Below are 22,752 nucleotides of genomic sequence, written 5' to 3'. Positions count from 1 at the left end.
GCGGTGTTCATCACGGTGATCAGGTGTTCGAACTGGTCCGTGGTGGCGAAGATTTCCAGGTGCTGCAGGCCGTGCCGGGGTTTGCGGAGGAAGGCGCCCTGGAGCTGGCGGAGCAGTTCCTCGGAGGGTTCGGCGCCGTCCTGGTCCAGCGCCTCGGTCCACCGGCGGGCGATCCGGGCCAGGAAGTCGGCGTCGTTCTCGGCCGCGGTGCGGGTCAGGGCGTGCTCCATCGCCGCCGCGGCCTCCGGGAGGCAGCTGTGCCGGACCCGGTCCAGGGCGAGCGTGATGACGGTCGCGGCGCGGGAGGCGACCTCGCCGGCCGCGACGGCGGCTCCGAGCTCCGGGTGCACGGGCGGGATGGGCCGGCCGGCGAGTCCCTGCCGGGGCAGCAGCGTGTCGGCGAGGCAGAGCCGGCGCCTGGCCTCCGCGGCGCTGATCCGCAGCCGCGCCCGCAGGAACTCCACCGTGTTCCGGTACCCGTCATCCAGCACCGATTCCGGCACCGCCGGCTCACCCGTTCCGGGGCTTCCGGCGGGAGCCGAGGACAAGGAGGTGCCGGCGGGAACCGCCCCAACAGACGTGCCGGAGGGCTCCGCAGCAGCGGACGTGCCCGCGGGAGCCGAGGCCAGGGAGGCGCCAGCGGGTTCCGCGGTTCCGGGTGCGCCGGTCTGCCACCCGCCGGGGCTCTCACGCCAGCCGGTGGTCCACCCGGTGACCGCCCCCGTTACGGCCCCCGTGGCCGTGGCGGCGGACTGCTTCCTGGTCCGGTCCACGGCGGCCGCCGCGACGAGCTGCAGATACTCCACCGCGCGGGAGACTTCCTCCACACTGCCGGCGAAGTCCGACGCGGCCCGGAATCCCCACGACCCCGCATCCTCCACCGCCGTCGAACCCACCGCCCGCAGCGCGGCCAGGGCGGCGTCCATACCGGATTGCCCGACCGGGGTTGCGCCCAGGTCCGTGCCCTCCGCCTCGTCCCCGCAGGCGGTGAAATCCCTGATGAAATCCCTGACGGCTTCCATGGCTCGAGTCTATTTGAGGGCTCCGACAATTTTAGGAGGGCACCGTGCGTGATCACTCTCAGACCGCGGCGCCACCTGCCCACGGATCGACGGGCGATCAGGCAGGTTTCACATCGTGCTGTGCAGGACCCGTGGGCGGCCAAACTGCGTGTGAACTCCGGGCGAGAAAAGTACGGATTCGGGTGGCCCGGCCACTTCGATTCCCGCGGCGCGCACGAGTTGGTCCTCAAGGCCGAACAGCTGCGCGCGGTACAGCGGCCATGCACTGTGCGTGTTGGGCACATAGATGGTCCTGCCCCTGAACCGTGAATGCAGACCGAACCGCGCCGTGAGGTGGATCGACAGCGCGTCGGTGGCTGCGACGTCGGGCTCTGGGACGACCGAGAAATCGCTCAGGGTGCCGCCTCGAAAGCGTCGCACGGAATACCCAGTCGACGCCGATCCGGTAAATCCATCGGCACCCACGTAGCTCGCCCGCGACCACACATAAGGTATCCCGGCCGCCCGCGCGGCCAGCACCACCGCCAAGCGTGAAGCATCCAGGCTCCGGAAAACGACACCACGGGTGCCGTCCGGCTCGCGGGAGTAGAGGCGCACGTTGATCTCGTTGAAGCTTCCGAAATAGGGGATGCCGGGACCTCGACCAACTCCGGCACCCTGCATGCGGAAGCCGATGAGCCCCACCCAGGCGGACCCGTCGCACACATCCGGCGCGACGCCCGGTGGCATGAACCGCGCCGCCACTGCCTCAGGAATGCGCCAGTGCAGGAAGACGGCATCCAGCCAACGCTGGTCCATGATGATTGGCGCCGGAAGCTTGGGTGCAGCCGGCCACGGATCAACGCCCAATCGGATCAGCTCCCTTCAGTCGGCGGGGTCTTCGGTCGGCAGGACACGAGCCGGTCGGCACCATGAGAATCGGTCGGCCGGCGGAGTCACTTGGCATCGGCAAGGTTCGCGGAAGCGGGGTCAGTTCAGTGCCCGGGATCCCTCCGGAAGGGCTCCGCCGGCCAATACTGCCGCCGTCGCATCGGCCAACGCTGTCAGCGCCACGCGCTGGGTCCACGGGCCGTAGGAAATGCGCGCCACGCCAAGTTCCTGCAATTTGGCCGGTGCCAGGGATCCGGGCACATTGATGACCGAGACCTTGTTCCACCCAATGCCTTCCACCAACGCGGTGACAGTCGGCTCGTCCAGCAGGCCCGGCACGAACACCGCGGTCGCACCGACGTCGAGGAAGGCCCGGCCGCGCTCAATGGCGTCCGCAAGCACCGCAGAAGGGTCCCGGTCCTTGCCCTTCAAGAAGGCGTCGGTGCGGGCGTTGAGGACGAAGTCGATGCCCTCGGCCTCGGCGGCGCGGATTACAGCGCTCATCTGTTCAACGGCGTCTGCGAGCGGGCGCATCTGGTCCTCGATGTTGGCTCCGACAGCGCCGACGCCAATCGCCTTGCGAACAGTTTCGCCGGGATTGCCGTAGCCCGCTTCGAGATCAGCACTGACGGGCAGCGACGTGGCGGCGGCAATCACCCCGACGGCGGCGATCATTTCGTCCACCGGAATGTTCTCGCCGTCTTCGTACCCGCGCGACGCAGCGATGGAGTGGCTGGCCGTGGCCAATGCCTTGGTCCCCGGAACGCCGGCAACCACCTTCGCGGTGATCGCGTCCCAGACGTTGACGAGTTGGAGAATTTCCGGTGCGTGGTGGAGACGGAGCAGCTCGGTGGCTTTGGAGGCACGGGAACGCGCGTGGTCTGTCATGCCGCGAGCCTAGCGGGGCACCGTGCCAGCCGGAAGGGTTTCAGCCTGCCGCGGAAGAGTCAGGTGATCCCTCGCGCTGAGTCTGCCAGGGCCAGCGTCCGGTGATTTCCAGCTCGAGCGAGAAGCTCAGGAAGGTCCGGATGAGCACGATAATGGCAAGCACGCCGACGCTCTCGAAGGTTGGTGTGATGGCGACGGACCGGATGATGTCGGCCGCGACCAGCAACTCCAGGCCGAGGAGGATGGAGCGTCCCAGCAGTTGCCGGTACGAGCGGTAGAAGGACAGCGGTGCGGAACCCGCCGGCAGGCGCCTGGGCTGAAATCCGCGCAGCGCCATAGGAATGGACACGAGGGCGCCGAGCACCATGACGGCCACCCCGGCAAAGTCCATGAGGCCGCCGGCCGCCTCGATAATGTGCTGAAAATCCATTGTTCCCCTCGGAGAAGGTGGGCGTTGAGATTCAAACTTTAGGGGTGCCGGAAGCCGATACCGGCGAGAACGGCTCGGTAGCCTTCTCGGAAACTGGGGTATTGAAACTCGAAACCTGTGCTGCGGAGCAGCCCGTTGCTGGCCCGCTTATTTCCGCCCCGGGAGGGTTCGCCGCCCGCCGCTTTGCCGCCCGACGCCGATGTGCCGGTGGTGCCGCCCGCCGCCGCCTCGCCGTCCGCCGCACCCGCGGTACCAGTGGACTCCGACGCAGGCCGAGGGAGTCCCAGTTCCGCGGCCAGGAATTCCAGCACGTCGCCGAGTTCGGCCGGTTCATTGTCCACGCCCAGATAGACCGCCGCCGGAACCGTGCCCATGGTGCACAGATGGACGATCGCGGCGGCGGCGTCGTCGCGGTGGATCCGGTTGGTGAAACGCGAAGCAGCAGGAATGACCGCGGTTCCGCCGCGCACCTGGTCGATCAATCGCGTCCGGCCGGGGCCGTAGATTCCGCCGAGCCGCAGCACTACGGGGGTGATGCCGGTGCCGCGCAGGCGGCTGTGGAGGAGTTCCTCTGCTTCGCGGATGATGCGGCCCGAGAACCCGCCGGGTTCCGGCGTAGTGCGTTCATCAATCCAGCCGCCGCCGGCATCTCCGTAGACGGCCGTCGAGGACACAAACAGGACCCTGCGGACGTTTGCCCCGGAGGCGAGGACCGCGTCCAGGACGTTCGACAGCCCGTCCACGTAGGCGGCACGGTACGCCTCCTCGGTCGGGGAATCCGCGGCAATCGCGACGACGACGGCGGTGGTGTCCGCCGGGATGGGCGGCAGCTCAGCGGAGCCCACGTCGGCGGCGACTCCCTCGATGGCGGCCGGGAGTTTCTCCGGCGAGCGACGCCACCCCACCACGCGGTGGCCAGCCGCCGCGAAACGCAGCCCGGCCTCGGTGCCAAGATCGCCGCAACCGGCCAGCAGAACAGTCATGAAGCCAGTCTGCCAGCCTTCGGGAAGCGCCACGGACAGGCTTGAGGAAAACTTGAACTGATCTTGTCGCCCGCTGAAGCCTTGCCTTGAAGGAGGCCGGGCATCGTTGTAAGGGTCAGCCAGGGGGCTGGCGGATGCTACATACGTCGCCCGGCCAGCCACGGCCGGCTCCACGAAACGGAATCTCCAATGGGTCTCAACCTCAACTCCACGTCCAGCAAGGTCCTGGCTTCCGCCGCCCTCCTCGCCGCAGCTGCCGGCGTGGCCGGGATGGGCACCTACGGTGGCTTCACGACCAGCACCTCGGCCTCCGCCGCTGTCAGTTCAGGCACGGTAAAGTTTGAGGTCGGAACCGCCGGCGCAGCCAACAACCGACTCACCATTCCGGCCTCAGGTGCAATTCCGGGCGACACCATCCAGCGTGCAGTGACATTGACCAACAGCGGTGACCAGGACCTGGCCGCAATTACTCTCACCACCACAGCCACACCGTCCTCTAAGCTGGACTCCGACACCACCAACGGCTTGCAGATCAAGGTTGATGCCTGCAAAGTGCCGTGGGCTGAAACTGGCACTTCGCCCTCGTTCACCTACACTTGCGCCCCCGCCAACACCACGGTTGTCATGTCGTCCCGGGCCGTGGTCGGGGCGAATATGCCGATGCTTGGCCTCGCCTCCCTGACTGCCAAGCAGGCCGACAACCTCCGCGTCACGCTCTCCGTTCCCAATGGTGCTGATAACACGTTCCAGGGACTGACCAGCACCATCAACTTCGTCTTCGACGCCGCACAGCGCGCCGGCGGCGCCAGCAAGTAGCGATTCTCGGGTRCTCAGTCCGGCCAGGTCTCGGCCCGACTGAGCACCCGGCTTTGCCCGCACTATCCACACCGGCAGGAGGAACGGTCCCGTGAGTACAGCAATCAACGCAGGTCCCAGGGATTCCGTCGACCACCTGGTGGCGGACGGCACCGTTCCGGATAGTGCCGTCCAGGACCCTGTACCTCAGAGCCGCGGACGACGTCGGGCCGAACCGGCCCCCGCCCGCACCCGACGGCCGGCGTCCAAGGCTGGTGCCGTGGCCGGACGAGCATTCTTTACGATCCTCCTCGTCGTCGCCGCATTGGTTTTCCTCTTTCTCGCCGTCGGGCCGCGCTTCCTGAGCTACCAGACGTCTTCCATGCTCACCGGGAGCATGTCGCCGGGGATCAACCCGGGCGACGTCGTTGTCAGCGTGAAGACGCCGGTCTCCGAGTTAAAGGTTGGCGATGTCATCACCTACAGCATCCCCATTGACGATCACCGGATTGAGACCCACCGGGTGGCCAGCATCAAACGCGAAGCCGGCGCGACGTCAGTGACCACCAAGGGCGACGCGAACGCCGGTCCAGACCCTTGGACTGCGGTGTTGTCCGAGGACTACGTCTACACGCAGGCCGGAGTCGTGCCGTATCTGGGCCACGGCATCAGGGCCCTGCGTGAGCCGCTTGCCCAGTCGATACTCCTCTACGGCGCCTCTGCCCTGTTCGTCGTCGTCGTGCTGACGGCGATCTGGCGGAAGCCGCGCTAACCGGCGGAGGCGTGGTCCTGGATTCTGCGCAAGCCGGCGGGATTGGCCGCTGCTTCCACCGGCGCCATGCGGTAGCCAACGCCGCGCACCGTGCGGATGAACCGCGGTTCGCGGCCACTGTCGCCAAGTTTCTTGCGCAGGTTGCCGACGTGCACCTCCACGAGGTGCTCCTCCCTGGGCCATTCGTTGCCCCAGACCTGGGTCAACAGGGCCTTCCGGGACCACACACGACGCGGTGCCCCGGCCAGGGCCTCCAGGAGGTCAAATTCGGTGCGCGTCAATTCCAGTTCGACACCATGGAGGGACGCCACCCGGCCCTCGGCCTCGACAACCAGCGGCCCGTGCCGGAGGACGCCGTGGGCATCTGTGTGCCGGATGCCGGAACCTGTGGCTGCGGCGGACTCGGGCGACTGCTCCCCGGATGCCGCGGGCGCGGCGGCGCTGGCCGGCAAGGAGACCGGGGGGACGGCGCCGACGTCGCTCGCACGACGGCGGGGAGGCGCCCCAGGGGCACCGGGCGCCCCGGGTGTACCGGATGCTGAGTCGCGGTGCGCTGAGTCGCGGTGCGCTGAGTCCCCGGGAGCGGGCGGTGTGAAAGCGGCCGGCATGAAATCCGTTGCACGGCGCCGCGGCGTGGGGCGTTGCGCGGTGGGCCGGTGCCGCCGCATCACTGCCGTCACCCGGGCCTGAACCGAGCGCGGGCTGAACGGCTTCCGAATGAAATCATCCGCACCGATCTCCAGTCCCATCACCTCGTCGATCTCGTCCGACCGGGCCGTGATCATGACGACGTAGGCATCGGAGAATTTGCGCAGCCGGCGGCAGACCTGCACGCCGTCCAAATCCGGAAGCTCCAGTTCCAGCGTGACAAGATCCGGGCGGTGTTCCTGGATCTTCAGGAGGCCCTCGGCTCCGGAACCGGCCTCAAAGACGGCGAAGCCCTGCAACTGAAGTGTCCGGCAGATGAGGAGACGCACGTCGTCGTCGCCCTCTACAACCACAGCGCGGAGCTGACCCGGTGAATCCAACATAACCCCAGCTTCTAAGACCAATTGACCCGTGAGTAGCAACCACCCCATGCGTCACGGAGTGTGACACAAGCCACAGGCGTAACAGTGGGATTCAGGCTAACAGGTTTTCTTGAGCAAAAGTTGAAGTTCAACCCGGTACGGTGTTGAGGCTCGGCTGTCAGAGTTGAGGCAACGATCAACGGCCCGGAGAGAAAGTGCCATCAGTGAACCTCGCCAAGCACTCTGCGGCATCCCTGCAGGTCCGGTCCGCGGGGTTGGCTCATCGGGCTGGGCTGCTGGCCGTCCCTCTGGCTGTGGCCTTGGTGCTGGGGGCTCCCGGGCTGGCCTACGGGGCGTTCACGGCGCGAACCACTGCCGCCCTGAACGTGGGCACCTATACGGTCCCTGCGCCGGCATCCATCGGCGGCACGCTGGTATGCACCACCGACCAGGGGAAAAAGGGTGCAGCCATCAGTTTCACGGGCTTCGCCGCTGTGGGCCGGGCCACGGGGTATACGGCGACGTTGACGTCTCCGACCGGGCCCCAAGCAGTGAGCGAGATTGCCCCCGAGGACACCACGCATGAGGTTAAGGTTCTCAGCAAAGGCAACGGCAAGGGAACCTACACGTTCACTTTCTCCGCCCGGGTAGGCCCATGGACCGGGCCGGTTCTGCAACAATCTGTCACCTGCTGAACAGCGCGCCGGCGAACAGTTTGCCCGCGAGCCGCGTGCCCGCGCCGGACTCCGCCGCCGAACCGGGTGCCCGCGCCGGACTCCGCCGCCGAACCGGGTGCCCGCGCCGGACTCCGCCGCCGCCATAGCCGCCATCGCGGCGATCGCAGCGAACGACGCCGGGACCCGCCCGGGGCCGCCCGGCGTCGTTCAGTGCGGCCCTTTTCTACCTCGCCGGGATCGGGAAGAACGCCCGCGGATCCTGCATCAGGGCAGGGTAATCGAAGGCGGAGCGGTCCACGATCTCGTCGACCTGGAAGTTGCGTGCGAATTGGCCATCAACCGTGATCGGGCGGCCCAGGACCTTGCCGACGGCGAAGGCGGCGCCGTCGTTGACCGGGATGGCAACCACGGAGTTGCCGGGCAGGGTGGTGAACGCCTCCTCCTGCTGCTGGCGCTTGCGGGTGGGCTTCTTGACGAGCTGCTTCGGGGGCAGCTTGCGCACCTTGCTGGGACGGCGCGAGCCTGAGTCGGCGTAAACGAACTGGTAGTCGTCGTCCGCGGGGACCTTGCTGCGGCCAACAGGCGGCAGGCTGACAGTCTTCAGCTGTGCGGGCTCGGTATCGCCGAGGGGCAGGCGCAGGACCCACATGCGGTCCCCGGCTGGATCCTCGGGCACCAGCTCGTGCTTCGGTTCGGGCCAGATGTACTCCAGGTCCGGGTCCGTGCCGGGGAATACCTCTGTGTAGAACCGCGGATCCTTGGCGATCAACCTGGACCGGTGGCTGAGGTGGAAATCCGCATTGCCAAGCCATGGCGGCATCGGGATCTTGGCGGCGTAGTCGGGGTGGGCCGCCTGCGGGGCGAACTCCATGATTTTCTCGCGCATGGTGTCCTCACCGCCGCGGGCCGTCCATTCATCCACTATGGCCAGGCCGTACATGGTCAGCGCAGGAACGTACCCCATCCACATCCTGATCGCCGGGTGCGACTGCCAGCCGTACTCCGGGATCACCAGCGCACGCAGGATCTGCAGCGCTTCGACGCGCTGCTTGCCGAGCCGCACACGGTCCAAAACCGCGGCGCTCTGCTGGAAATCAGGGAAGGGGAGGAAAGTCTGCATCTCTCCAGTTTGAGGCCACGGACCAAATGCGCCAATTGCTGGCGCGCGGCGGTGAGGGTGCTCACATGACGGAACAGGGCAGACAGGCGTGCTGGAGAGCGGCTAAAATAACATGAACCACTCCCGCCGCCACGGAAGACACGCCCATGCCTTATCAAGCAGAGCCTTATCAAGCAGAGCCCTATTCAGCAGAACCATCTCTAGCAGAGCCTAAGTCAGCGGAGCCCATTACTGCCTTGCCTTTTACAGCAGAGCCACCAACAGTAAGGGTGGCACCGGCGCCGTTCGTGCCCAGGTACGGACAAATGCTCAGCCCCGACGCCCACGGGATCGTGGTGCTGGAGGAATTCACGCTGGATCCGGTTGCCGCCCGCGACGAGCAGCGCGGATTCCGCGCGGCTATGGCTGGAGTGGCCCTCACCATGCGGCGCCTGGTGGCCCTCCGCCTCTTCATCGCCGCGGTGGCGATCGCCAACCTGCCCCTGTTCCTGCTCTCGAGTGGCTGGGAGATCTACGTCATCTCACTGACCCTGGTGGTAGCCGTCCACGCCGCGGTGTCCTGGCTGAACCGCCACGAGCCCAGGATCAAGCAGCGCCGGATGCTGGAATTGCACCTTCACCGGGAGCGGAGCGCCAACTACCGCAAAGTCCGCGACGCCGTGAAGTACGTCATTGACGCCCCGGCCCGGATGAACGAAAGCCTTTACCTTGAGCTCCTCGCCGCGAAACGGGTAGCGCTGCATCTGGCCATGGGCACGGTGGCCCTGCTGGACACGAGCGACGACGCCGCCTGGAAAGTGCGGATTATCCGCGAAATCCCACAGGCCGCCTGAGCCCGCACGGCTGAGCCAGCACGGCCCACTGAAGCACCACGACGCCGGAGCGTCCCCTTTGCGGGATCGCTCCGGCGTCGTGCTGTGTGTCGTGCTGTACGCCAAGTGCTGTAACCGCCCTATGCGGGCAGCCGCAGCACTTGGCCCGGGAACACCAGATGGGGGTTGCTGATGGTCGCCGTGTTGGCGTCGGCCAGCGCGTGCCAGCCTCCGGCGATGTTGAGCTTCCCGGCGATCGTGCTCAGGGTTTCGCCGCTCCGGATGGTGTAGGTCTGGCCGCTTACGGCTACCGGTGCAACGTGGCGGGGTGCCGGCACGGCTGCCTTGGGGGCGTATCTGGCGGGGGCCTTGGCTGCGACGGGAGTCGCGGCGGGCCGCTGCGCTGTGGCTGCACTCTGCGGAGCCGCGGCGCCGCCGCGCAGTCCCAGCTTGGCCGCGCAGGCTGGCCACGCGCCCCAGCCCTGGCTGGCCTGCACTTTCTCGGCGACGGCGATCTGTTGCGCACGGCTGGCATTGGCCGGAGATCCCGTGCCGCCATGGGCCGCCCACGTGCTGGCGCTGAATTGCAGCCCGCCCGCGTATCCGTTTCCTGTGTTGGTGGCCCAATTCCCGCCACTTTCGCATTGGGCCAGCGAGTCCCACGTGGAGGCAGGGGCTGTGGCCGGTACGGCCGCGTTCGCGGCCGAGGCGGACAGGGCGACGCCTGCAATTGAGACGGCCGCAAAAGTGACGCCGCGGCGCGCGGCAGTGCCATAGATTGATTTCTTCATGGTTTAGATGCTCCTGAGGCCCACCAGCGCTCGGTCCGTCCCCGGACGTTTTTACGCCACTGCCCGCCCCTGACAATAGAGGTCATAGCGGTGTCTACCGGTCGGGCAGTATCTGGTGGTGGTAGCACCGGGCATGCAATACCCGGTTGCCGGGCATGGACACTAGGCTAAGTCAGCCCCGCGCCGTTATCAAGACGTTACTTTCCCTGCTTCTGCCGTTATCATCCGGCGCGCGTTGACGCCGACGCCCGCGCCCCGCCGGCCGCGTTGACGCCGCCCCCGCGTCCCCAGGGCCCGCTGGCCGCATCGACGCCAACGCCCGCGCCCCGCGTGGATCAGCTTCCGAGCATTGCGGCCAGGTACGGAGCCGTCCGGCTCTCCGTGGAGCCCGCGACGGCGGCCGGGGTCCCGATCGCCACGATCTCGCCGCCCGCGTCGCCACCGGCCGGGCCGAGGTCGATCACCCAGTCCGCTGCGGCCACCACATCCATGTCGTGTTCCACCACGATGACGGTGTTGCCGGCGTCCACGAGCCGGTGCAGTTGGGCCATGAGGAGCTGGACATCGGCCGGGTGCAGGCCGGTGGTGGGCTCGTCCAGCAGGTAGAGGGAGTGGCCGCGCTGGGCACGCTGCAGTTCGGTGGCGAGTTTGATGCGCTGGGCCTCGCCGCCGGAGAGCTCGGTTGCCGGCTGGCCGAGGCGGAGATAGCCCAGGCCCACCTCGCGCAGTGTTTGCAGGCTGCGCGCCGCTGCCGGTACCCCTTCGAGGAACTCTGCGGCGGCATTGACCGTCAGGCCCAGCACCTCCGCCACGTTTTTGCCCTTATACGTCACTTCAAGGGTTTCCGGGTTATAGCGCGAGCCATGGCACTCGGGGCAGGGGCCGTAGCTGCCGGGCAGGAACAGCAGTTCGACGGCGACGAAGCCCTCGCCCTGGCAGGTCTCGCAGCGGCCGCCGGCAACGTTGAAGGAGAAGCGGCCGGCACCAAAGCCCCGCGCCCTGGCCTCGTCCGTGGCCGCGAACTCCTTGCGGACCGCATCGAAGAGGCCGGTGTAAGTGGCGAGGTTGGAGCGCGGAGTGCGGCCGATCGGTTTCTGGTCCACCTTGACGAGCCGGTCCAGCTGGTCGAGGCCTAAGACCGGTCCGACACTGAGCGGCCCGGTGGGCTCACCGGCGTCGGCCTCCAGGTCCTCGGGGGCCTTGGCAGCGTCTGTCTCCGGGTGCAGCCTGGCGCCGACCACCTCGGCYAGGACCTGGCTGACCAGCGTGGACTTGCCGGAGCCGGAGACGCCCGTGACCGCGGTCAGCACGCCGAGTGGGAAGTCGGCATTGAGTTCGCGCAGGTTGTGGCGGCTGATGTCGCGCAGTTCCAGCCAGCCGGCAGCTTCCCGCCGGGTACCGCTGGCGGGGGACCCGCCGCCGTCGTCCGAACCCGCCGAACCGTCCGGGAACAGGAACGGCCGGGTCACGGACGCGTCCACCTCGGCGAGGCCGGCCACGGGGCCGCTGTAAAGCACCTCGCCACCGCCTTCACCGGCGCGGGGACCGACATCCACCAGCCAGTCGGCGCGGCGGACGATGTCCATGTTGTGTTCCACCACGAACACCGAGTTGCCGGAGGACTTGAGCTGGTCCAGGACTGCGAGGAGGGGCTCGGCGTCGGCGGGGTGCAGTCCGGCGGAGGGCTCGTCCAGCACGTAGATCACGCCGAACAGCCCGGAGCGGAGCTGGGTGGCGATCCGGAGCCGTTGCATTTCCCCGGGGGAGAGCGTGGGCGTGGACCTGCCCAGCGCCAGGTAGCCCAGGCCGAGGTCCAGCAGCACCGTGACGCGCTGCAGGAGGTCGCGGGTGATGGCGACGGCCACCTCGTTGCCCTCGCCGGAGGACTGCTTCCGGGACGCGGTGCCGGCCTCCGTGAGTTCCGTGGTGGGGCGGATGATGTCCGCCAGTTCGGTCATGGGGACGGCGTTGAGCTCGGCGATGGTGTGCCCGGCGAAGGTGACGGCGAGCGCGGCCGGGGTCAGGCCGCTGCCGCTGCAGACCGGGCACGGGCCGGTTTCCATGAAGCGCAACACCTTCTCGCGCATTGGGGTGCTCTTGGAATCGGCGAGCGTATGCAGCACATAGCTCCTGGCGCTCCAGAACCGGCCCTTGTACGGCTTGGCCACGCGGTCGCGCTGGGGCGTCACCTCCACCACGGGTTGTTCCTCGGTGAACAGGATCCAGTCGCGGTCCTTTTTGGGCAGCTTCCGCCAGGGGGTGTCGACGTCGTGGCCCAGGTGGGTGAGGATGTCGCGCAGGTTCTTGCCCTGCCAGGCCCCGGGCCAGGCGGCGATGGCGCCGTCGCGGATGCTCAGCGAAGTGTCCGGGACCAGGGAGGACTCGGTGACGGTGTGCGCGATCCCCAGGCCGTGGCACTCCGGGCACGCGCCGGCGGCCGTGTTCGGCGAAAAAGCGTCCGAGTCCAGCGGGCYGGCGCCGTCSGGRTAGCTGCCGGCGCGGGAGAAGAGCATGCGTAAAGAGTTGGACAGCGTGGTGAGGGTGCCCACCGTGGAGCGCGAACTCGGCGTCCCGCGGCGCTGCTGGAGCGCGACGGCGGGTGGCAGCCCGGTGATCATTTCTACCTTGGGGTTGTGGCCCTGCTGGATGAGCCGGCGGGCGTAGGGGGCCACGGATTCGAAGTAGCGGCGCTGCGCCTCGGCATAGATGGTGCCGAACGCGAGGGAGGACTTGCCCGAGCCGGAGACGCCGGTGAAGGCGACAATTGCGTCGCGGGGCACGTCCACGTCCACGTTGCGCAGGTTGTTCTCACGGGCGCCGCGCACCCGGACAAAACCGTCCGTCGGATTGCCTGGAGCGAGATCAGGAATTAGGTCCAGGCCGGCCGGGCGCGGCAAATGGGAAGCATGCTGTTTACTTTGCATTGGTTCGACTCTATCCGCTCCGGGGAGCGCCGGGCATATCCTTACCGGATGGAAACACACGACGGCGATGCCCAGTTGACAGCGGAACAGCCGGAAGAACCGGAAGACCCGGAGGCGGGCGAACCGCTCCCGCTCCCGGTCGCCGAGCTGCACCTGCATATCGAGGGAACGCTGGAACCGGAGCTGATCTTCGCGCTGGCGGAACGCAACGGGATCTCACTGCCCTATGCGGACCTGGACGAGTTGCGTTCGCGCTACGAATTCACTGACCTGCAGTCCTTTTTGGACCTGTACTACGCCAACATGGCCGTGCTGCAGACGGAGCAGGACTTCGCCGACATGACCCGCGCCTACCTGACCCGGGCGGCGCTCGCCGGGGTCCGGCACGCCGAGATCATGCTGGACCCGCAGGCCCACCTGTCCCGCGGGATACCGCTGGCGACGTGCGTCAACGGCGTGGCCTCGGTGCTGGCGGGATCCCGCGAAGAATTCGGCATCTCCACCCTCCTGATCGCGGCCTTCCTGCGCGACCTCACCGAGGACTCCGCCCTCGAGGTGCTGGAGCAGCTGCTCGCCATGGGCGCCCCGATCGCCGGCATCGGGCTCGATTCCGCCGAGGTGGGCAACCCGCCGGCCAAGTTCGAGCGGCTCTTCGCCCGGGCCAAGGACGCCGGGCTGCACCGGATCGCGCACGCCGGCGAGGAGGGCCCGCCGTCGTACATCATCGACGCGCTGGACCTCCTCGACGTGGAGCGGATCGATCACGGCATCCGCTGCATGGAGGACCCGGAGCTCGTGGAACGGCTGGTGGACGAGCTCATCCCGCTGACCGTGTGCCCGCTGTCCAACGTCAGGCTCCGCGCGGTGGACACCCTGGCCGGGCACCCGCTGCCGGCGATGCTCGCGGCGGGGCTGAACGTCTGCGTGAACTCGGACGACCCGGCGTATTTCGGCGGGTACGTGGACGACAACTTCGCGCAGCTGAAATCGGTGATCGGCCTGTCCGAGTTCGACTGCGTCCGGATGGCCGCGAACTCGATCCGGTCCTCCTTCGCGAGCGAGGAACGCAAGGCCGAGCTGCTGGCCGAGCTCGCCGCGTCGGGACACTAGCCGCCCAAGCAACGCGGGGTCACTACGCGCCCATCCGGAGGCCCCGGACGGGCCGTAAGTGACCCCGCGTTGGCTGTCGAACGGCCGGTTTAGACGTCGATCGAGTCCATATGCGGGTAGCGCGCTCCGGCTGCCACCCCGGCGGGAGCCAGTTCGTCCAGGCGGGCCAGGTCCTCGGCGGAGAGTTCGACGTCGGCAGCGCCCAGGTTTTCGCCCAGGCGGTTGACCTTCTTGGTGCCGGGGATGGGAACGATGTGCTCGCCCTGGGCCAACAGCCAGGCCAGTGCCAGTTGCCCCGGGGTGCAGCCCTTCGCGTCCGCCAACTCCTTGACCCGGTCCACGAGCTGCAGGTTCCGGTCAAAGTTCTCGCCCTGGAAGCGCGGGGAGTGCCGGCGGAAATCGTCCGGGGCAAAGTCCTCGGGGCTGCGGAACTGGCCGGTCAGGAATCCACGGCCCAGCGGGCTGTAGGGCACAAAGCCAATGCCGAGCTCGGCGAGGACCGGGAAGACCTTGGTCTCCGGCTCGCGCTCCCATAGCGAGTATTCGGTCTGCAGGGCGGTGATGGGGTGCACCGCGTGGGCCCGGCGCACGGTGTCGGCGCTGGCCTCGGACAGGCCAAGGTGCCGGACTTTGCCGGCCTGGACCAGCTCAGCCATGGCCCCGACGGTTTCCTCGATCGGGACGGTCTTGTCCACCCGGTGCTGGTAGTACAGGTCGATGTGGTCCACGCCCAGCCGCTGCAGGCTTGCATCGCAAGCGGCCCGCACGTAATCGGGGGAGCCGTTGATGCCCACCCAGGATCCGTCGGGCCGCCGTTCGTTGCCGAATTTGGTGGCCAGGACGACGTCGTCGCGCCGGCTTGCGATGGCCCGGCCCACAAGCTCCTCATTGGTGAAGGGGCCGTACATGTCCGCGGTGTCGAGCAGGCTTCCGCCGGCGTCGAGAAACGCCTGGATGGTGGCGACGGACTCGTTGTCCTCGCCGTGGCCGTAGAACTCGCTCATGCCCATGCAGCCCAATCCCAGGGCTGAGACGGTGAGTGAACCGAGTGTGCGGGTTTCCATAGATATCTCCTCAACGGGAACGGTTGGACGCCCTCTCCGGCACCTGGTCCGGCGCACGTTCAGCGGCGGGACGGCGCGCGGTGGGCAGACCGCAACTTTAGGCCCATCGGGCCGGGGACACAACGGGAGGTCTGCTTTGGCTCGGTGCTCCCTGGCTCGCGTAATGCCGGTCCGGCCCGGGAGCGAAAACGGCGTATGCCATCGGACCCAGCCAGAACGGCTGCAGACCTCCAGACCCGCGGATCGTCAGTACGAGCATGCGAGGGCGATCRCCCAGGCAATGGCTGGGGGGCCGCTTGATCCCTACGACGCCGGGGCGGCTGCCATTTTCGCCCGGACCTCGTCCATGTCCAGGTCCTTGATGGCGGTGATGAGCTGTTCCAGCCCGGCCGCGTTCATTGCCCCGGGCTGTGAGAAGACGAGGATCCCGTCCCTAAAGGCCATCAGGGTGGGGATGGAGGTGATGCGGGCGGCGGCGGAGAGGCCGGGCTCGGCCTCCGTGTCCACCTTCGCGAAGACGACGTCCGTGTGGTTGTCGGACGCCTTGCTGAACGTGGGGGCGAACATCCGGCACGGGCCGCACCAGGCTGCCCAAAAGTCCACCAGCACGATGCCGTTGCCGGTGATGGTGTCGTTGAAGGTTTTCTCGGAAATGTCGATGGTTGCCATGGCAAAATATTATACCCCCGGGGGTATATCAGCAAGCGTGGCACCGGGTTTGCATTTATACCCCAGGGGGTATCATGATGGAGAGGGAAAGATGCCCGCCCTGGAGGATATCCGCACACTTTTCCTGCGCCTGACCTACGCCGGCGCGGGTCTTTCCCGGGCAACCCCTGGTCCCGTATTCTGCCGCTCAACATTTTTCCGCTCAACAGGCCAGTCCTACCGAAAGGTCCAGCACATGGAAATCACCCCGCAGCAGCTCGCGGAACAGCTCAAGACCGGCAGCGATGCCCAGATCGTGGATGTGCGCGAACCGGCTGAAATCGCCGAAGGCATGATCCCCGGTGCCACGCACATTGCCCTGGGCGAACTGGCCGGCCGCCTCAGCGACCTGGACAAGTCCCGTCCGGTCATCGCCGTGTGCCGCAGCGGACGCCGCAGTGCGGCAGCGGCTGACCAGCTGGCGGCCGCAGGCTACACGGCTTACACCGTGCCCGGCGGAATGCTTGATTGGACTGCCGCGGGATTCCCGACCGCCTGACCCCACCAGACTGCCCGGGCGGCACGCCCCCAAGCGCCGCCCGGGCTTCCATTTGCCCGGACCGTGTCCCTGACGTGGCGAACCGGGCGGTGGAGGGCGGCTTTGCGTATTAGCGGGCCGCCACAAGAAATGCTCCAAGAAATACCGAAAGAGATCATGAATTCCTTGAATACGACCACCCCTGTTCTTAGCGCTCCCAAGTCAATCGATGCCTCGACCCTGAAGGCCTGGGAAGATAACCACGACGATCTGATGGTCATTGATGTGCGCAGCGGCGCAGAGTTCGATGCCATGCACATCAATGGCTCGTACCATGTGCCGCTATCCATGCTCAGCGAACACACTGAAGAATTCGCGGCCAAGATGGGTACCCGCGTGGTCCTCGTCTGCCAATCCGGTAACCGGGCCGAGCAGGCCCGCAAGCTCCTGGACGCCGTAGGCCTGGCCAGTGCCAGCGTTCTGTCTGGCGGGGTCCCCGCCTACGCGGCCGCCGGCGGGAATGTCGTCCGCGGCCGTGGCACCTGGGCCCTGGAACGCCAGGTCCGGATGACCGCCGGCTCCCTTGTCCTTGCCGGCATGCTCGGCAGCAAGTTCATCTCGCCCAAACTAGGCCTAATTGCCGGCGGCATCGGTGCCGGCCTGACGTTCTCCGCGGCCACTAACAGCTGTGCCATGGGTCAGATGCTCTCCAAGATGCCGTGGAACCGCTCCGCGAACGAGCCCACCGCGCACCAGGCCCTGAAGAGCCTGGACGCGAAGGCATGATCATTTCCGCGGCGGCGTTCGGGCTGATCGTCGGTGGCCTGCTGGGCCTGGTCGGAGGCGGCGGATCCATCCTCGCCGTGCCCGCCCTGGTCTATGGCGTGGGGCTGCCGCTTGCGGCGGCGATCCCGACGTCGCTGGTCGTCGTCGGCGCATCCTCCGCCGTCGCGGTGCTGCCCCGGCTGCGGAATGGGGTGAACTGGAGACTGGCGCTGATCATCGGCGCCGCAGGCACCGTGACGGCCTACCTCGGCGCGATGGTCAACAGGTTGCTGGACCCGAAGGTCCTGCTGCTGGCTTTTGCCGCGATCATGGTCTTCGCCGGCATCCGGATGCTGATGCCGTCGACATCCGTCGGCGGCGCCTGCGCGCTGCCCGGCGGCGGCGTCAACTGGCGCAGCTGCCTGCCCAAGGCAATCGCCACCGGCGCCGTCGTCGGGTTCCTGACCGGTCTACTCGGCGTCGGGGGCGGCTTCCTGATCGTCCCGGCACTCACYCTGGCTCTCGGACTCCCGATGGCGCTGACCGTTGGAACTTCCCTCGTGATCATCGTGATCAACTCGGCCGCCGGCTTCGCCGCCCACCTGGGTGATCTGCAGATCGACTGGGCCGTCACGGCGGCCTTCGCCGTCACCGCGATGGCCGCCTCACTCGCGGCAGGGCGGATCGGCACCGGCATCCCGGACAGGGTCCTCAAGCGTGGCTTTGGAATCCTGGTGCTGGTGATCGCCGCCTACGTCGCTGTGCAGGCGCTCCTGTCCTGAGGGGCGCCAGGGAACGTGAAAAAAGCGCCGGAGGACATGTCCTCCGGCGCTTTCCCTTCCTCAACGCCTGTGCTTGGGCGCCGGCAGGGTCCACCTACCGCCCGAACAGCTTCGCGAAGAAGCCCTTGCCGGTCGACTTTTCCTGCTCGTGCCCGCGGCAACGCTGGGAGCTCGGAACCCCGCGCATGACCTGGTCGACGTGCTGGCCGCAGCCTGCCCATGTGGTCTTCTGGCATTTCTTACATGTCACCGCACGGCACATCTGGTTGCTCCCTTGCATAAGTGGATAGTCTCATCAGTATACCCCCTAGGGTATTTGTGCGGATGAAGACTTCACCGCGAGATAGAGCGGCAGCCCCGCGGGCCGGCGCCAAGGCAGCCTTCGAGGGAGTGTTTTGAGGCCGCCAACGGTCTGGGCGCAGCATCGCCACCGCGTCCGGCTCCAGCCGAGTTATCCCCTTGATTCCACTGCGCAGCGGGAGGATCGTGGGCCGTGCGGCACGACGTTGTGCCAGGCAGACGCGTAGCGGGAGGCTCGATGGCGGCAGAGGCGGTCTTCCGGGTTGTTGTTGGGGTCGACGGGTCGGACTCGTCACTGGCAGCTCTGGAATGGGCCCTTCAGGAAGCCCGGCTGAGAGCCGGGCAGGTTCACGTTGTCACAGCATGGCACTACCCCCTCCTCGGGGATGCCGCTGGCAAGGCTGAGGACCATGAAGCCTTCGGCGACAACGCCCGGAATGTGCACGCTGATGCGCTGCGGCGGGCATCCGGGTCCGGTGTTGCGGTCACCGGTGAAGTGAAGGAGGGGCATACCGCGGAGGTGCTCCTGAAGGCTGCGGCCGGGGCCGATCTCCTGGTGGTCGGATCGCGGGGTCGTGGCGGCTTCGCCGAAATGCGACTGGGGTCGGTATCGAGCCATGCGGTGCACCATGCCCATTGTCCTGTGCTGGTGGTCCGTACCGGTGCCAGGGCGGTTCCTTAGATTGCAGGTTTGTGGTCGGTGCCGCGCATCCGGACGGCCACGAGGATTCCCGACAACGCGGTGAGCGCCGCGACGACGGCGACGGCAGCGGGGATGCCGTAGGCGTCCGCGAGAATGCCGGAGAGCAGGGCGCCGACGGCGAAGCCGCCGTCGCGCCAGAGCCGGTAGATTCCCACCGAGCGTGCGCGCCACTGCGGATGGGCGACGTCGCCGATGGCGGCGAGCAGGGTGGGGTAGACCATGGCTGTTCCGAGACCGAGGAGAGCGGCGGCGGCGAACCAGACCCCGAAGCCGGTGCCGAGGGCAACGATGCCGAGCGCTACGGCCTGGACTAGCATGCCCCCGACGATCAGCCTTTTACGGCCGTATTTGTCCGACATGGCTCCGGTGACGAGCTGCGCGGCGCCCCAGACGGCAGGGTAGACGGCGGCCAGGATGCCGATCTTCTCGATGCTCAGCCCGGCGGCGGCAAAAAGGAGCGGAAACAGGCCCCAGGCGAGGCCGTCGTTGAGGTTGTTGACCATGCCGGCCTGGCTGACCGAGGACAGGGACTTGTCCCGGAAGCTGGTGAGGGTAAAGATCTCCCGGTTGCTTAGTTCCCCGTGGGCGGCCGCGTGGGCGGCCGTGTGGTTGACGGCCTCCACTCTGGCGTAGCCCTGGGTTTCCTTCACGGCCAGAACGGACAGGCCCAGTCCCAGGGCGATGTAGGCGGCGCCGAGCAGGAACGGCCCAGGGCGGAGCCCGTAGTTGGTGGCGATGTAGCCGGTGGCCAGGGCGGTCCCGGCGACGCCGAGGTAGCCGGCAGCCTCGTTCAGGCCCATCGCCAGGCCGCGCCGGGAGGATCCGACGAGGTCCATTTTCATGACCACGGTGGTGGACCAAGTGAGGCCCTGGCTGATGCCAAGGATCACGTTGGCGGCAACGATCCAGCCCCAGGAGGTTCCGAAGGTCAGCAGCAGCGGCACGGGGATGGCGATGAGCCAGCCGGTCACAAGGACGGGTTTCCGGCCGTAACGGTCCGAGAGCGTGCCGGCGAAGTAATTGGTGCCGGCCTTGGCGAGTCCGAAGGCCACGATATAGGTCAGGGCGGACGTGTAGAGGTCAAGGTGGAAGACCTGGTCCGCCAGCAGCGGCAGCACGGTGCGTTCCTGGCCGAGGGTGCCGCCGACTAGGGCATTGACGGCGACCAGGAGTATGAACTGGGCCAGGTTCTGACGCAGGCCCAGGGTGATGCCGGTGCGCTGTGGGCGTTCCCGCCGGACTGCGCTGCCTTGCGGGGACGGGGTGTTGCCGGGCATCATTTCTGAACTCCAGTTGTCCGGGACATGCGTCGACGGCGGCCGGGTGTCCCGGCCGCCGCCAACGCTGTCAGTTAATTACTTCGGGTCGTGCCGCGATCAGTTGCTGGAAACAGATTCCCGAGCCTGCTGCCAGGCGGCCCATCCGGCGTAGCTGCCGTCGAGTTCGACGACGTCGTAGCCGGCCCGGCGCAGGGCGCTGGCCGCGACGGAGTTCCGGACCCCGCTCTGGCAGTAGGACACGATGGTGCCTTCGGAGGGGAGCTGGTCCAGGTTCCACATCACGCGGCCGCCGCTGAGCTGGTGGGAGCCGGGGATGTGTCCTGCGGCGTGTTCGGTGCGGTTGCGGACGTCGAGGACCATCGCGGCCTCAAAGCCACCCAGTTCTTCAGGCTGGATGAGCTTGGGGGTGCTGGCGGGCAGGCCTTCGAGGCCTGTGACGTAGCCGGCGACGTCGTCGATGCCGACGCGGACCAGGTGGTCCCACATTTCCTGCGCGGCGGCCTGGCTGGGGGCCAGGAGTACGAGCGGGTTCTTGTCGGTTTCGGGGTTGACCACCCAGGCGCCGAAACTGGCGGTGGACTTGCCGGAGGGGATGTTCAGGGCACCGGTGACGGTGCCTTCGTGGACTTCGGCGTTCGAGCGGGTGTCCACGAACGTCATGGCGTCGGCGGCGAGGCCCTGGGCAACAGTTTCGGTGGCGAGTTCGCTCAGGGGGGCGCGTTCGCCCATCACTGCCGGGCCCTCCCGGTTCTCGCGCTTCATCCGGCCGAAGTAGGCATGCGCATCGGGCTGGCCGTCGAGGAGTTCGGCGATGAAGCCCTCCTCGTCGTTGGCGGCCAGGTAGGGTCCCCACCAGGCGTAGAGCCGTTCGTAGCCGACCGTGCTGGAGGGGATGGCGCCGAGGGCCTTGCCGCAGGCGCTGCCGGCCCCGTGGCCGGGGTGCACCTGGACGTGGTCGGGCAGGGTCAGGAACTTATCGCGCAGGCTGGCGAACAGCTGCTTGGCGCCGGCGAAGCGGGTGTCGATGCCGCCCGCGGCCTCGTCCAGCAGGTCCGGGCGCCCCAGGTCCCCGGAGAAGACAAAGTCACCGGAGAGCAGATAGCCGGGGGTGTCGGCGAACGCGCCGTCGGTGATCAGAAAGGACAGGTGTTCCGGGGTGTGGCCCGGGGTGTGCAGGGCCTTGATGGTGATGTTGCCCAGGGTGATCACGTCGTCGTCGTTGAGGCGTTCGGCCTGGAAGCCGTACTGCCAGTCGTCCCCGCCCTCGCCGGAGACGTAGGCGGTGGCGCCGGTCGCGGCGGCGAGTTCGCGGGTGCCGGACAGGAAGTCCGCGTGGATGTGGGTCTCGGTGACGGCCACGATCTTCATCCCGTTGGCCGCGGCCAGGGAGCGGTACACGGCGATGTCGCGGCGCGGGTCAACAACGACCGCCTCACCCTTGGCCTGGCAGCCAATGAAATAGCTGGCCTGGGCGAGGTCTTCGTCGTAAATACGCTCGATAAGCATGGGGCTCTCTTTCGCTGGGCGGGGGAGTTTCCGGGAGGGGATTCTCCGTCGGTCTACCCACAACGATAATACCCCTGGGGGTATCTTGCAACCGGCATGCGGCAGGCTGGCTGCCGGCTTCCCACTGCTGGCCGTTATACCCGCCGGGGTATACAATTGGCAAAGTACCGCCCACCTTTGGAGCCCGCCATGGAACTTGATTCGACCGAACTCACCCCGATCATCAACCGGCTCAAGCGCGCCCAGGGACAGCTCGCCGGCGTCACGCGCATGCTCGAGGAGGGGAAGGACTGCAAGGACATCGTCACCCAGCTCGCCGCTGTCTCGAAGGCTTTGGACCGGGCAGGCTTCGCCATCATCGCGACCGGCCTCGAGCAGTGCCTTCTCCGCGGGGACACGAGCATGGATACCAAGGATCTGGAAAAGCTCTTCCTGTCCCTTGCCTGATGCCGCCACTATTACCGCAGGAGCAGCCATGAGCTATACGCATACCGTCACGGTCCCGCTGACCTGGGAAGAGGCTGTGCAGCGCACCCGTGAGGCCCTCGCCGGACAAGGCTTCGGCATTCTCTCGGAGATCGACGTCCGAGCCACGTTTGAGGCCAAACTCGGCGCCGGTGCCGCCGAGGAGCTCGGCGACTACATGATCCTGGGCGCCTGCAACCCGGCCCTGGCCAGTCGGGCATTCTCCGCGGAACCGGACATGGGCGCGCTGCTGCCCTGCAACGTCGTCGTCCGCCGGGGCAAGGACGCCGCCGAGACCACCATCCAGGCCATCGACCCGCAAACCATGGTGAAGCTCAGCAACAGCCCCGCCGTCCGCGACGTCGCCAACGACGCCGACACCCGGCTCCGCGCCGCCCTGCACACACTCAGCGGCGCAGAAATCCCGGGGAACTGAAGCACCCGACGCCTCGACGGCATCAAGATGCCCGGCCGGGCCGCCGGCCGGTGCTGAGGCA

24 protein-coding genes are annotated in these 22,752 nt (G+C 67.5%); 11 read left to right on the top strand and 13 right to left on the bottom strand.

Annotation, left to right across the window (positions count from 1 at the left end; translation table 11 throughout):
- The 5 genes from AC1DHX_RS11110 to AC1DHX_RS11090 all read right to left on the bottom strand — a co-directional run.
- Positions 1-1,022: DUF222 domain-containing protein (locus tag AC1DHX_RS11110; RefSeq protein WP_476863751.1), on the bottom strand; the 1,022-nt coding region annotated here is incomplete at its 3' end.
- 108 nt (positions 1,023-1,130) lie between these two features.
- Positions 1,131-1,820 carry a YqjF family protein gene (locus AC1DHX_RS11105; RefSeq protein ID WP_476857491.1) on the bottom strand — a complete coding sequence of 230 codons (690 nt, stop codon included), beginning with the start codon at positions 1,818-1,820 and terminating at the stop codon, positions 1,131-1,133.
- A 171-nt stretch (positions 1,821-1,991) separates the two neighbouring features.
- Positions 1,992-2,780 (bottom strand): isocitrate lyase/PEP mutase family protein, encoded by a 789-nt coding sequence (locus tag AC1DHX_RS11100; protein ID WP_476857487.1) that lies wholly within the window; start codon positions 2,778-2,780, stop codon positions 1,992-1,994.
- A gap of 40 nt (positions 2,781-2,820) precedes the next feature.
- Positions 2,821-3,210: a DUF1622 domain-containing protein gene (locus tag AC1DHX_RS11095; protein WP_476857486.1), complete on the bottom strand. Its 390-nt coding sequence runs from the start codon at positions 3,208-3,210 to the stop codon at positions 2,821-2,823.
- Positions 3,211-3,248: 38 nt separating this feature from the next.
- Positions 3,249-4,193: an SDR family oxidoreductase gene (locus tag AC1DHX_RS11090; RefSeq protein WP_476859724.1), complete on the bottom strand. Its 945-nt coding sequence runs from the start codon at positions 4,191-4,193 to the stop codon at positions 3,249-3,251.
- Positions 4,194-4,382: 189 nt separating this feature from the next.
- Between AC1DHX_RS11090 and AC1DHX_RS11085 the strand changes: the two genes are divergently transcribed.
- Together AC1DHX_RS11085 and AC1DHX_RS11080 are read left to right on the top strand one after the other, a co-directional pair.
- On the top strand, positions 4,383-5,009 hold the full coding sequence (locus tag AC1DHX_RS11085) for a TasA family protein (protein ID WP_476859725.1): 627 nt from the start codon (positions 4,383-4,385) through the stop codon (positions 5,007-5,009).
- A gap of 91 nt (positions 5,010-5,100) precedes the next feature.
- On the top strand, positions 5,101-5,760 hold the full coding sequence (locus tag AC1DHX_RS11080; protein WP_476859726.1) for a signal peptidase I: 660 nt from the start codon (positions 5,101-5,103) through the stop codon (positions 5,758-5,760).
- Here AC1DHX_RS11080 and AC1DHX_RS11075 read toward each other — a convergent pair.
- Positions 5,757-6,791, bottom strand: coding sequence for a response regulator transcription factor (locus AC1DHX_RS11075; protein ID WP_476859727.1), 1,035 nt, complete (start codon positions 6,789-6,791; stop codon positions 5,757-5,759). The two genes, AC1DHX_RS11080 and AC1DHX_RS11075, sit on opposite strands and share 4 nt — an antisense overlap.
- A gap of 203 nt (positions 6,792-6,994) precedes the next feature.
- Here AC1DHX_RS11075 and AC1DHX_RS11070 point away from each other — a divergent pair, with 203 nt between their 5' ends.
- Positions 6,995-7,465 carry a hypothetical protein gene (locus AC1DHX_RS11070; RefSeq protein WP_476857481.1) on the top strand — a complete coding sequence of 157 codons (471 nt, stop codon included), beginning with the start codon at positions 6,995-6,997 and terminating at the stop codon, positions 7,463-7,465.
- 205 nt (positions 7,466-7,670) lie between these two features.
- On the opposite strand, the gene AC1DHX_RS11065 is transcribed toward AC1DHX_RS11070, so the two are convergent.
- Complete coding sequence (locus AC1DHX_RS11065) at positions 7,671-8,567, bottom strand: MSMEG_6728 family protein (protein WP_230008990.1); 897 nt, start codon at positions 8,565-8,567, stop codon at positions 7,671-7,673.
- Positions 8,568-8,872: 305 nt separating this feature from the next.
- On the opposite strand from AC1DHX_RS11065, the gene AC1DHX_RS11060 reads away from it, so the two are divergent.
- On the top strand, positions 8,873-9,400 hold the full coding sequence (locus AC1DHX_RS11060) for a hypothetical protein (RefSeq protein WP_084476203.1): 528 nt from the start codon (positions 8,873-8,875) through the stop codon (positions 9,398-9,400).
- A 119-nt stretch (positions 9,401-9,519) separates the two neighbouring features.
- On the opposite strand, the gene AC1DHX_RS11055 is transcribed toward AC1DHX_RS11060, so the two are convergent.
- Entirely contained in the window at positions 9,520-10,170 is a 651-nt protein-coding gene (locus AC1DHX_RS11055) for a transglycosylase family protein (protein ID WP_476859728.1), read from the bottom strand.
- Positions 10,171-10,505: 335 nt separating this feature from the next.
- Positions 10,506-13,094 carry an excinuclease ABC subunit UvrA gene (uvrA, locus tag AC1DHX_RS11050; RefSeq protein ID WP_476900035.1) on the bottom strand — a complete coding sequence of 863 codons (2,589 nt, stop codon included), beginning with the start codon at positions 13,092-13,094 and terminating at the stop codon, positions 10,506-10,508.
- 48 nt (positions 13,095-13,142) lie between these two features.
- Here uvrA and AC1DHX_RS11045 point away from each other — a divergent pair, with 48 nt between their 5' ends.
- Positions 13,143-14,204 (top strand): adenosine deaminase, encoded by a 1,062-nt coding sequence (locus AC1DHX_RS11045; protein WP_476859730.1) that lies wholly within the window; start codon positions 13,143-13,145, stop codon positions 14,202-14,204.
- Between the two features lie 89 nt (positions 14,205-14,293).
- On the opposite strand, the gene AC1DHX_RS11040 is transcribed toward AC1DHX_RS11045, so the two are convergent.
- Positions 14,294-15,268, bottom strand: coding sequence for an aldo/keto reductase (locus tag AC1DHX_RS11040; protein ID WP_476859731.1), 975 nt, complete (start codon positions 15,266-15,268; stop codon positions 14,294-14,296).
- Between the two features lie 303 nt (positions 15,269-15,571).
- Complete coding sequence (gene trxA / locus AC1DHX_RS11035) at positions 15,572-15,937, bottom strand: thioredoxin (protein WP_230007315.1); 366 nt, start codon at positions 15,935-15,937, stop codon at positions 15,572-15,574.
- 235 nt (positions 15,938-16,172) lie between these two features.
- Between trxA and AC1DHX_RS11030 the strand changes: the two genes are divergently transcribed.
- The 4 genes from AC1DHX_RS11030 (at position 16,173) to AC1DHX_RS11015 (ending at position 18,983) form a co-directional block, all read left to right on the top strand.
- Entirely contained in the window at positions 16,173-16,475 is a 303-nt protein-coding gene (locus AC1DHX_RS11030) for a rhodanese-like domain-containing protein (protein WP_476851646.1), read from the top strand.
- Between the two features lie 156 nt (positions 16,476-16,631).
- Positions 16,632-17,240, top strand: coding sequence for a rhodanese-like domain-containing protein (locus AC1DHX_RS11025; protein WP_476859732.1), 609 nt, complete (start codon positions 16,632-16,634; stop codon positions 17,238-17,240).
- Complete coding sequence (locus AC1DHX_RS11020; protein ID WP_476851644.1) at positions 17,237-18,001, top strand: sulfite exporter TauE/SafE family protein; 765 nt, start codon at positions 17,237-17,239, stop codon at positions 17,999-18,001. Before AC1DHX_RS11025 ends, AC1DHX_RS11020 begins: the two co-directional genes overlap by 4 nt.
- Positions 18,002-18,539: 538 nt before the next feature.
- Positions 18,540-18,983 (top strand): universal stress protein, encoded by a 444-nt coding sequence (locus tag AC1DHX_RS11015; protein WP_230007318.1) that lies wholly within the window; start codon positions 18,540-18,542, stop codon positions 18,981-18,983.
- On the opposite strand, the gene AC1DHX_RS11010 is transcribed toward AC1DHX_RS11015, so the two are convergent.
- Positions 18,980-20,281 carry an MFS transporter gene (locus AC1DHX_RS11010; protein ID WP_476859807.1) on the bottom strand — a complete coding sequence of 434 codons (1,302 nt, stop codon included), beginning with the start codon at positions 20,279-20,281 and terminating at the stop codon, positions 18,980-18,982. The genes AC1DHX_RS11015 and AC1DHX_RS11010 overlap by 4 nt on opposite strands.
- 99 nt (positions 20,282-20,380) lie before the next feature.
- On the bottom strand, positions 20,381-21,790 hold the full coding sequence (locus tag AC1DHX_RS11005; RefSeq protein ID WP_476859733.1) for an MBL fold metallo-hydrolase: 1,410 nt from the start codon (positions 21,788-21,790) through the stop codon (positions 20,381-20,383).
- 189 nt (positions 21,791-21,979) lie between these two features.
- Between AC1DHX_RS11005 and AC1DHX_RS11000 the strand changes: the two genes are divergently transcribed.
- Both AC1DHX_RS11000 and AC1DHX_RS10995 read left to right on the top strand, forming a co-directional pair.
- Positions 21,980-22,237: a metal-sensitive transcriptional regulator gene (locus tag AC1DHX_RS11000; protein ID WP_476851641.1), complete on the top strand. Its 258-nt coding sequence runs from the start codon at positions 21,980-21,982 to the stop codon at positions 22,235-22,237.
- A gap of 28 nt (positions 22,238-22,265) precedes the next feature.
- A complete protein-coding gene (locus tag AC1DHX_RS10995; RefSeq protein ID WP_476859734.1) occupies positions 22,266-22,691 on the top strand; it encodes a DUF302 domain-containing protein in 426 nt (141 codons plus the stop codon).
- Positions 22,692-22,752: the final 61 nt, after the last annotated feature.

This window comes from Arthrobacter sp. 05N33_2, assembly GCF_056397425.1.
The sequence above is the reverse complement of the archived record's forward strand: the minus strand, read 5'-3'. Positions and strand labels throughout refer to the sequence as shown.

Excerpts from the sequence above, each read along its gene's own strand:
- AC1DHX_RS11105 (WP_476857491.1), bottom strand. The coding sequence starts at position 1,820 with ATGGACCAGCGTTGGCTGGATGCCGTCTTCCTGCACTGGCGCATTCCT.
- AC1DHX_RS11100 (WP_476857487.1), bottom strand. The coding sequence starts at position 2,780 with ATGACAGACCACGCGCGTTCCCGTGCCTCCAAAGCCACCGAGCTGCTC.
- AC1DHX_RS11095 (WP_476857486.1), bottom strand. The coding sequence starts at position 3,210 with ATGGATTTTCAGCACATTATCGAGGCGGCCGGCGGCCTCATGGACTTT.
- AC1DHX_RS11090 (WP_476859724.1), bottom strand. The coding sequence starts at position 4,193 with ATGACTGTTCTGCTGGCCGGTTGCGGCGATCTTGGCACCGAGGCCGGG.
- AC1DHX_RS11085 (WP_476859725.1), top strand. The coding sequence starts at position 4,383 with ATGGGTCTCAACCTCAACTCCACGTCCAGCAAGGTCCTGGCTTCCGCC.
- AC1DHX_RS11075 (WP_476859727.1), bottom strand. The coding sequence starts at position 6,791 with ATGTTGGATTCACCGGGTCAGCTCCGCGCTGTGGTTGTAGAGGGCGAC.
- AC1DHX_RS11065 (WP_230008990.1), bottom strand. The coding sequence starts at position 8,567 with ATGCAGACTTTCCTCCCCTTCCCTGATTTCCAGCAGAGCGCCGCGGTT.
- AC1DHX_RS11060 (WP_084476203.1), top strand. The coding sequence starts at position 8,873 with ATGCTCAGCCCCGACGCCCACGGGATCGTGGTGCTGGAGGAATTCACG.
- AC1DHX_RS11055 (WP_476859728.1), bottom strand. The coding sequence starts at position 10,170 with ATGAAGAAATCAATCTATGGCACTGCCGCGCGCCGCGGCGTCACTTTT.
- AC1DHX_RS11045 (WP_476859730.1), top strand. The coding sequence starts at position 13,143 with ATGGAAACACACGACGGCGATGCCCAGTTGACAGCGGAACAGCCGGAA.
- AC1DHX_RS11040 (WP_476859731.1), bottom strand. The coding sequence starts at position 15,268 with ATGGAAACCCGCACACTCGGTTCACTCACCGTCTCAGCCCTGGGATTG.
- trxA (WP_230007315.1), bottom strand. The coding sequence starts at position 15,937 with ATGGCAACCATCGACATTTCCGAGAAAACCTTCAACGACACCATCACC.
- AC1DHX_RS11030 (WP_476851646.1), top strand. The coding sequence starts at position 16,173 with ATGGAAATCACCCCGCAGCAGCTCGCGGAACAGCTCAAGACCGGCAGC.
- AC1DHX_RS11025 (WP_476859732.1), top strand. The coding sequence starts at position 16,632 with ATGAATTCCTTGAATACGACCACCCCTGTTCTTAGCGCTCCCAAGTCA.
- AC1DHX_RS11015 (WP_230007318.1), top strand. The coding sequence starts at position 18,540 with ATGGCGGCAGAGGCGGTCTTCCGGGTTGTTGTTGGGGTCGACGGGTCG.
- AC1DHX_RS11010 (WP_476859807.1), bottom strand. The coding sequence starts at position 20,281 with ATGCCCGGCAACACCCCGTCCCCGCAAGGCAGCGCAGTCCGGCGGGAA.
- AC1DHX_RS11005 (WP_476859733.1), bottom strand. The coding sequence starts at position 21,790 with ATGCTTATCGAGCGTATTTACGACGAAGACCTCGCCCAGGCCAGCTAT.
- AC1DHX_RS11000 (WP_476851641.1), top strand. The coding sequence starts at position 21,980 with ATGGAACTTGATTCGACCGAACTCACCCCGATCATCAACCGGCTCAAG.
- AC1DHX_RS10995 (WP_476859734.1), top strand. The coding sequence starts at position 22,266 with ATGAGCTATACGCATACCGTCACGGTCCCGCTGACCTGGGAAGAGGCT.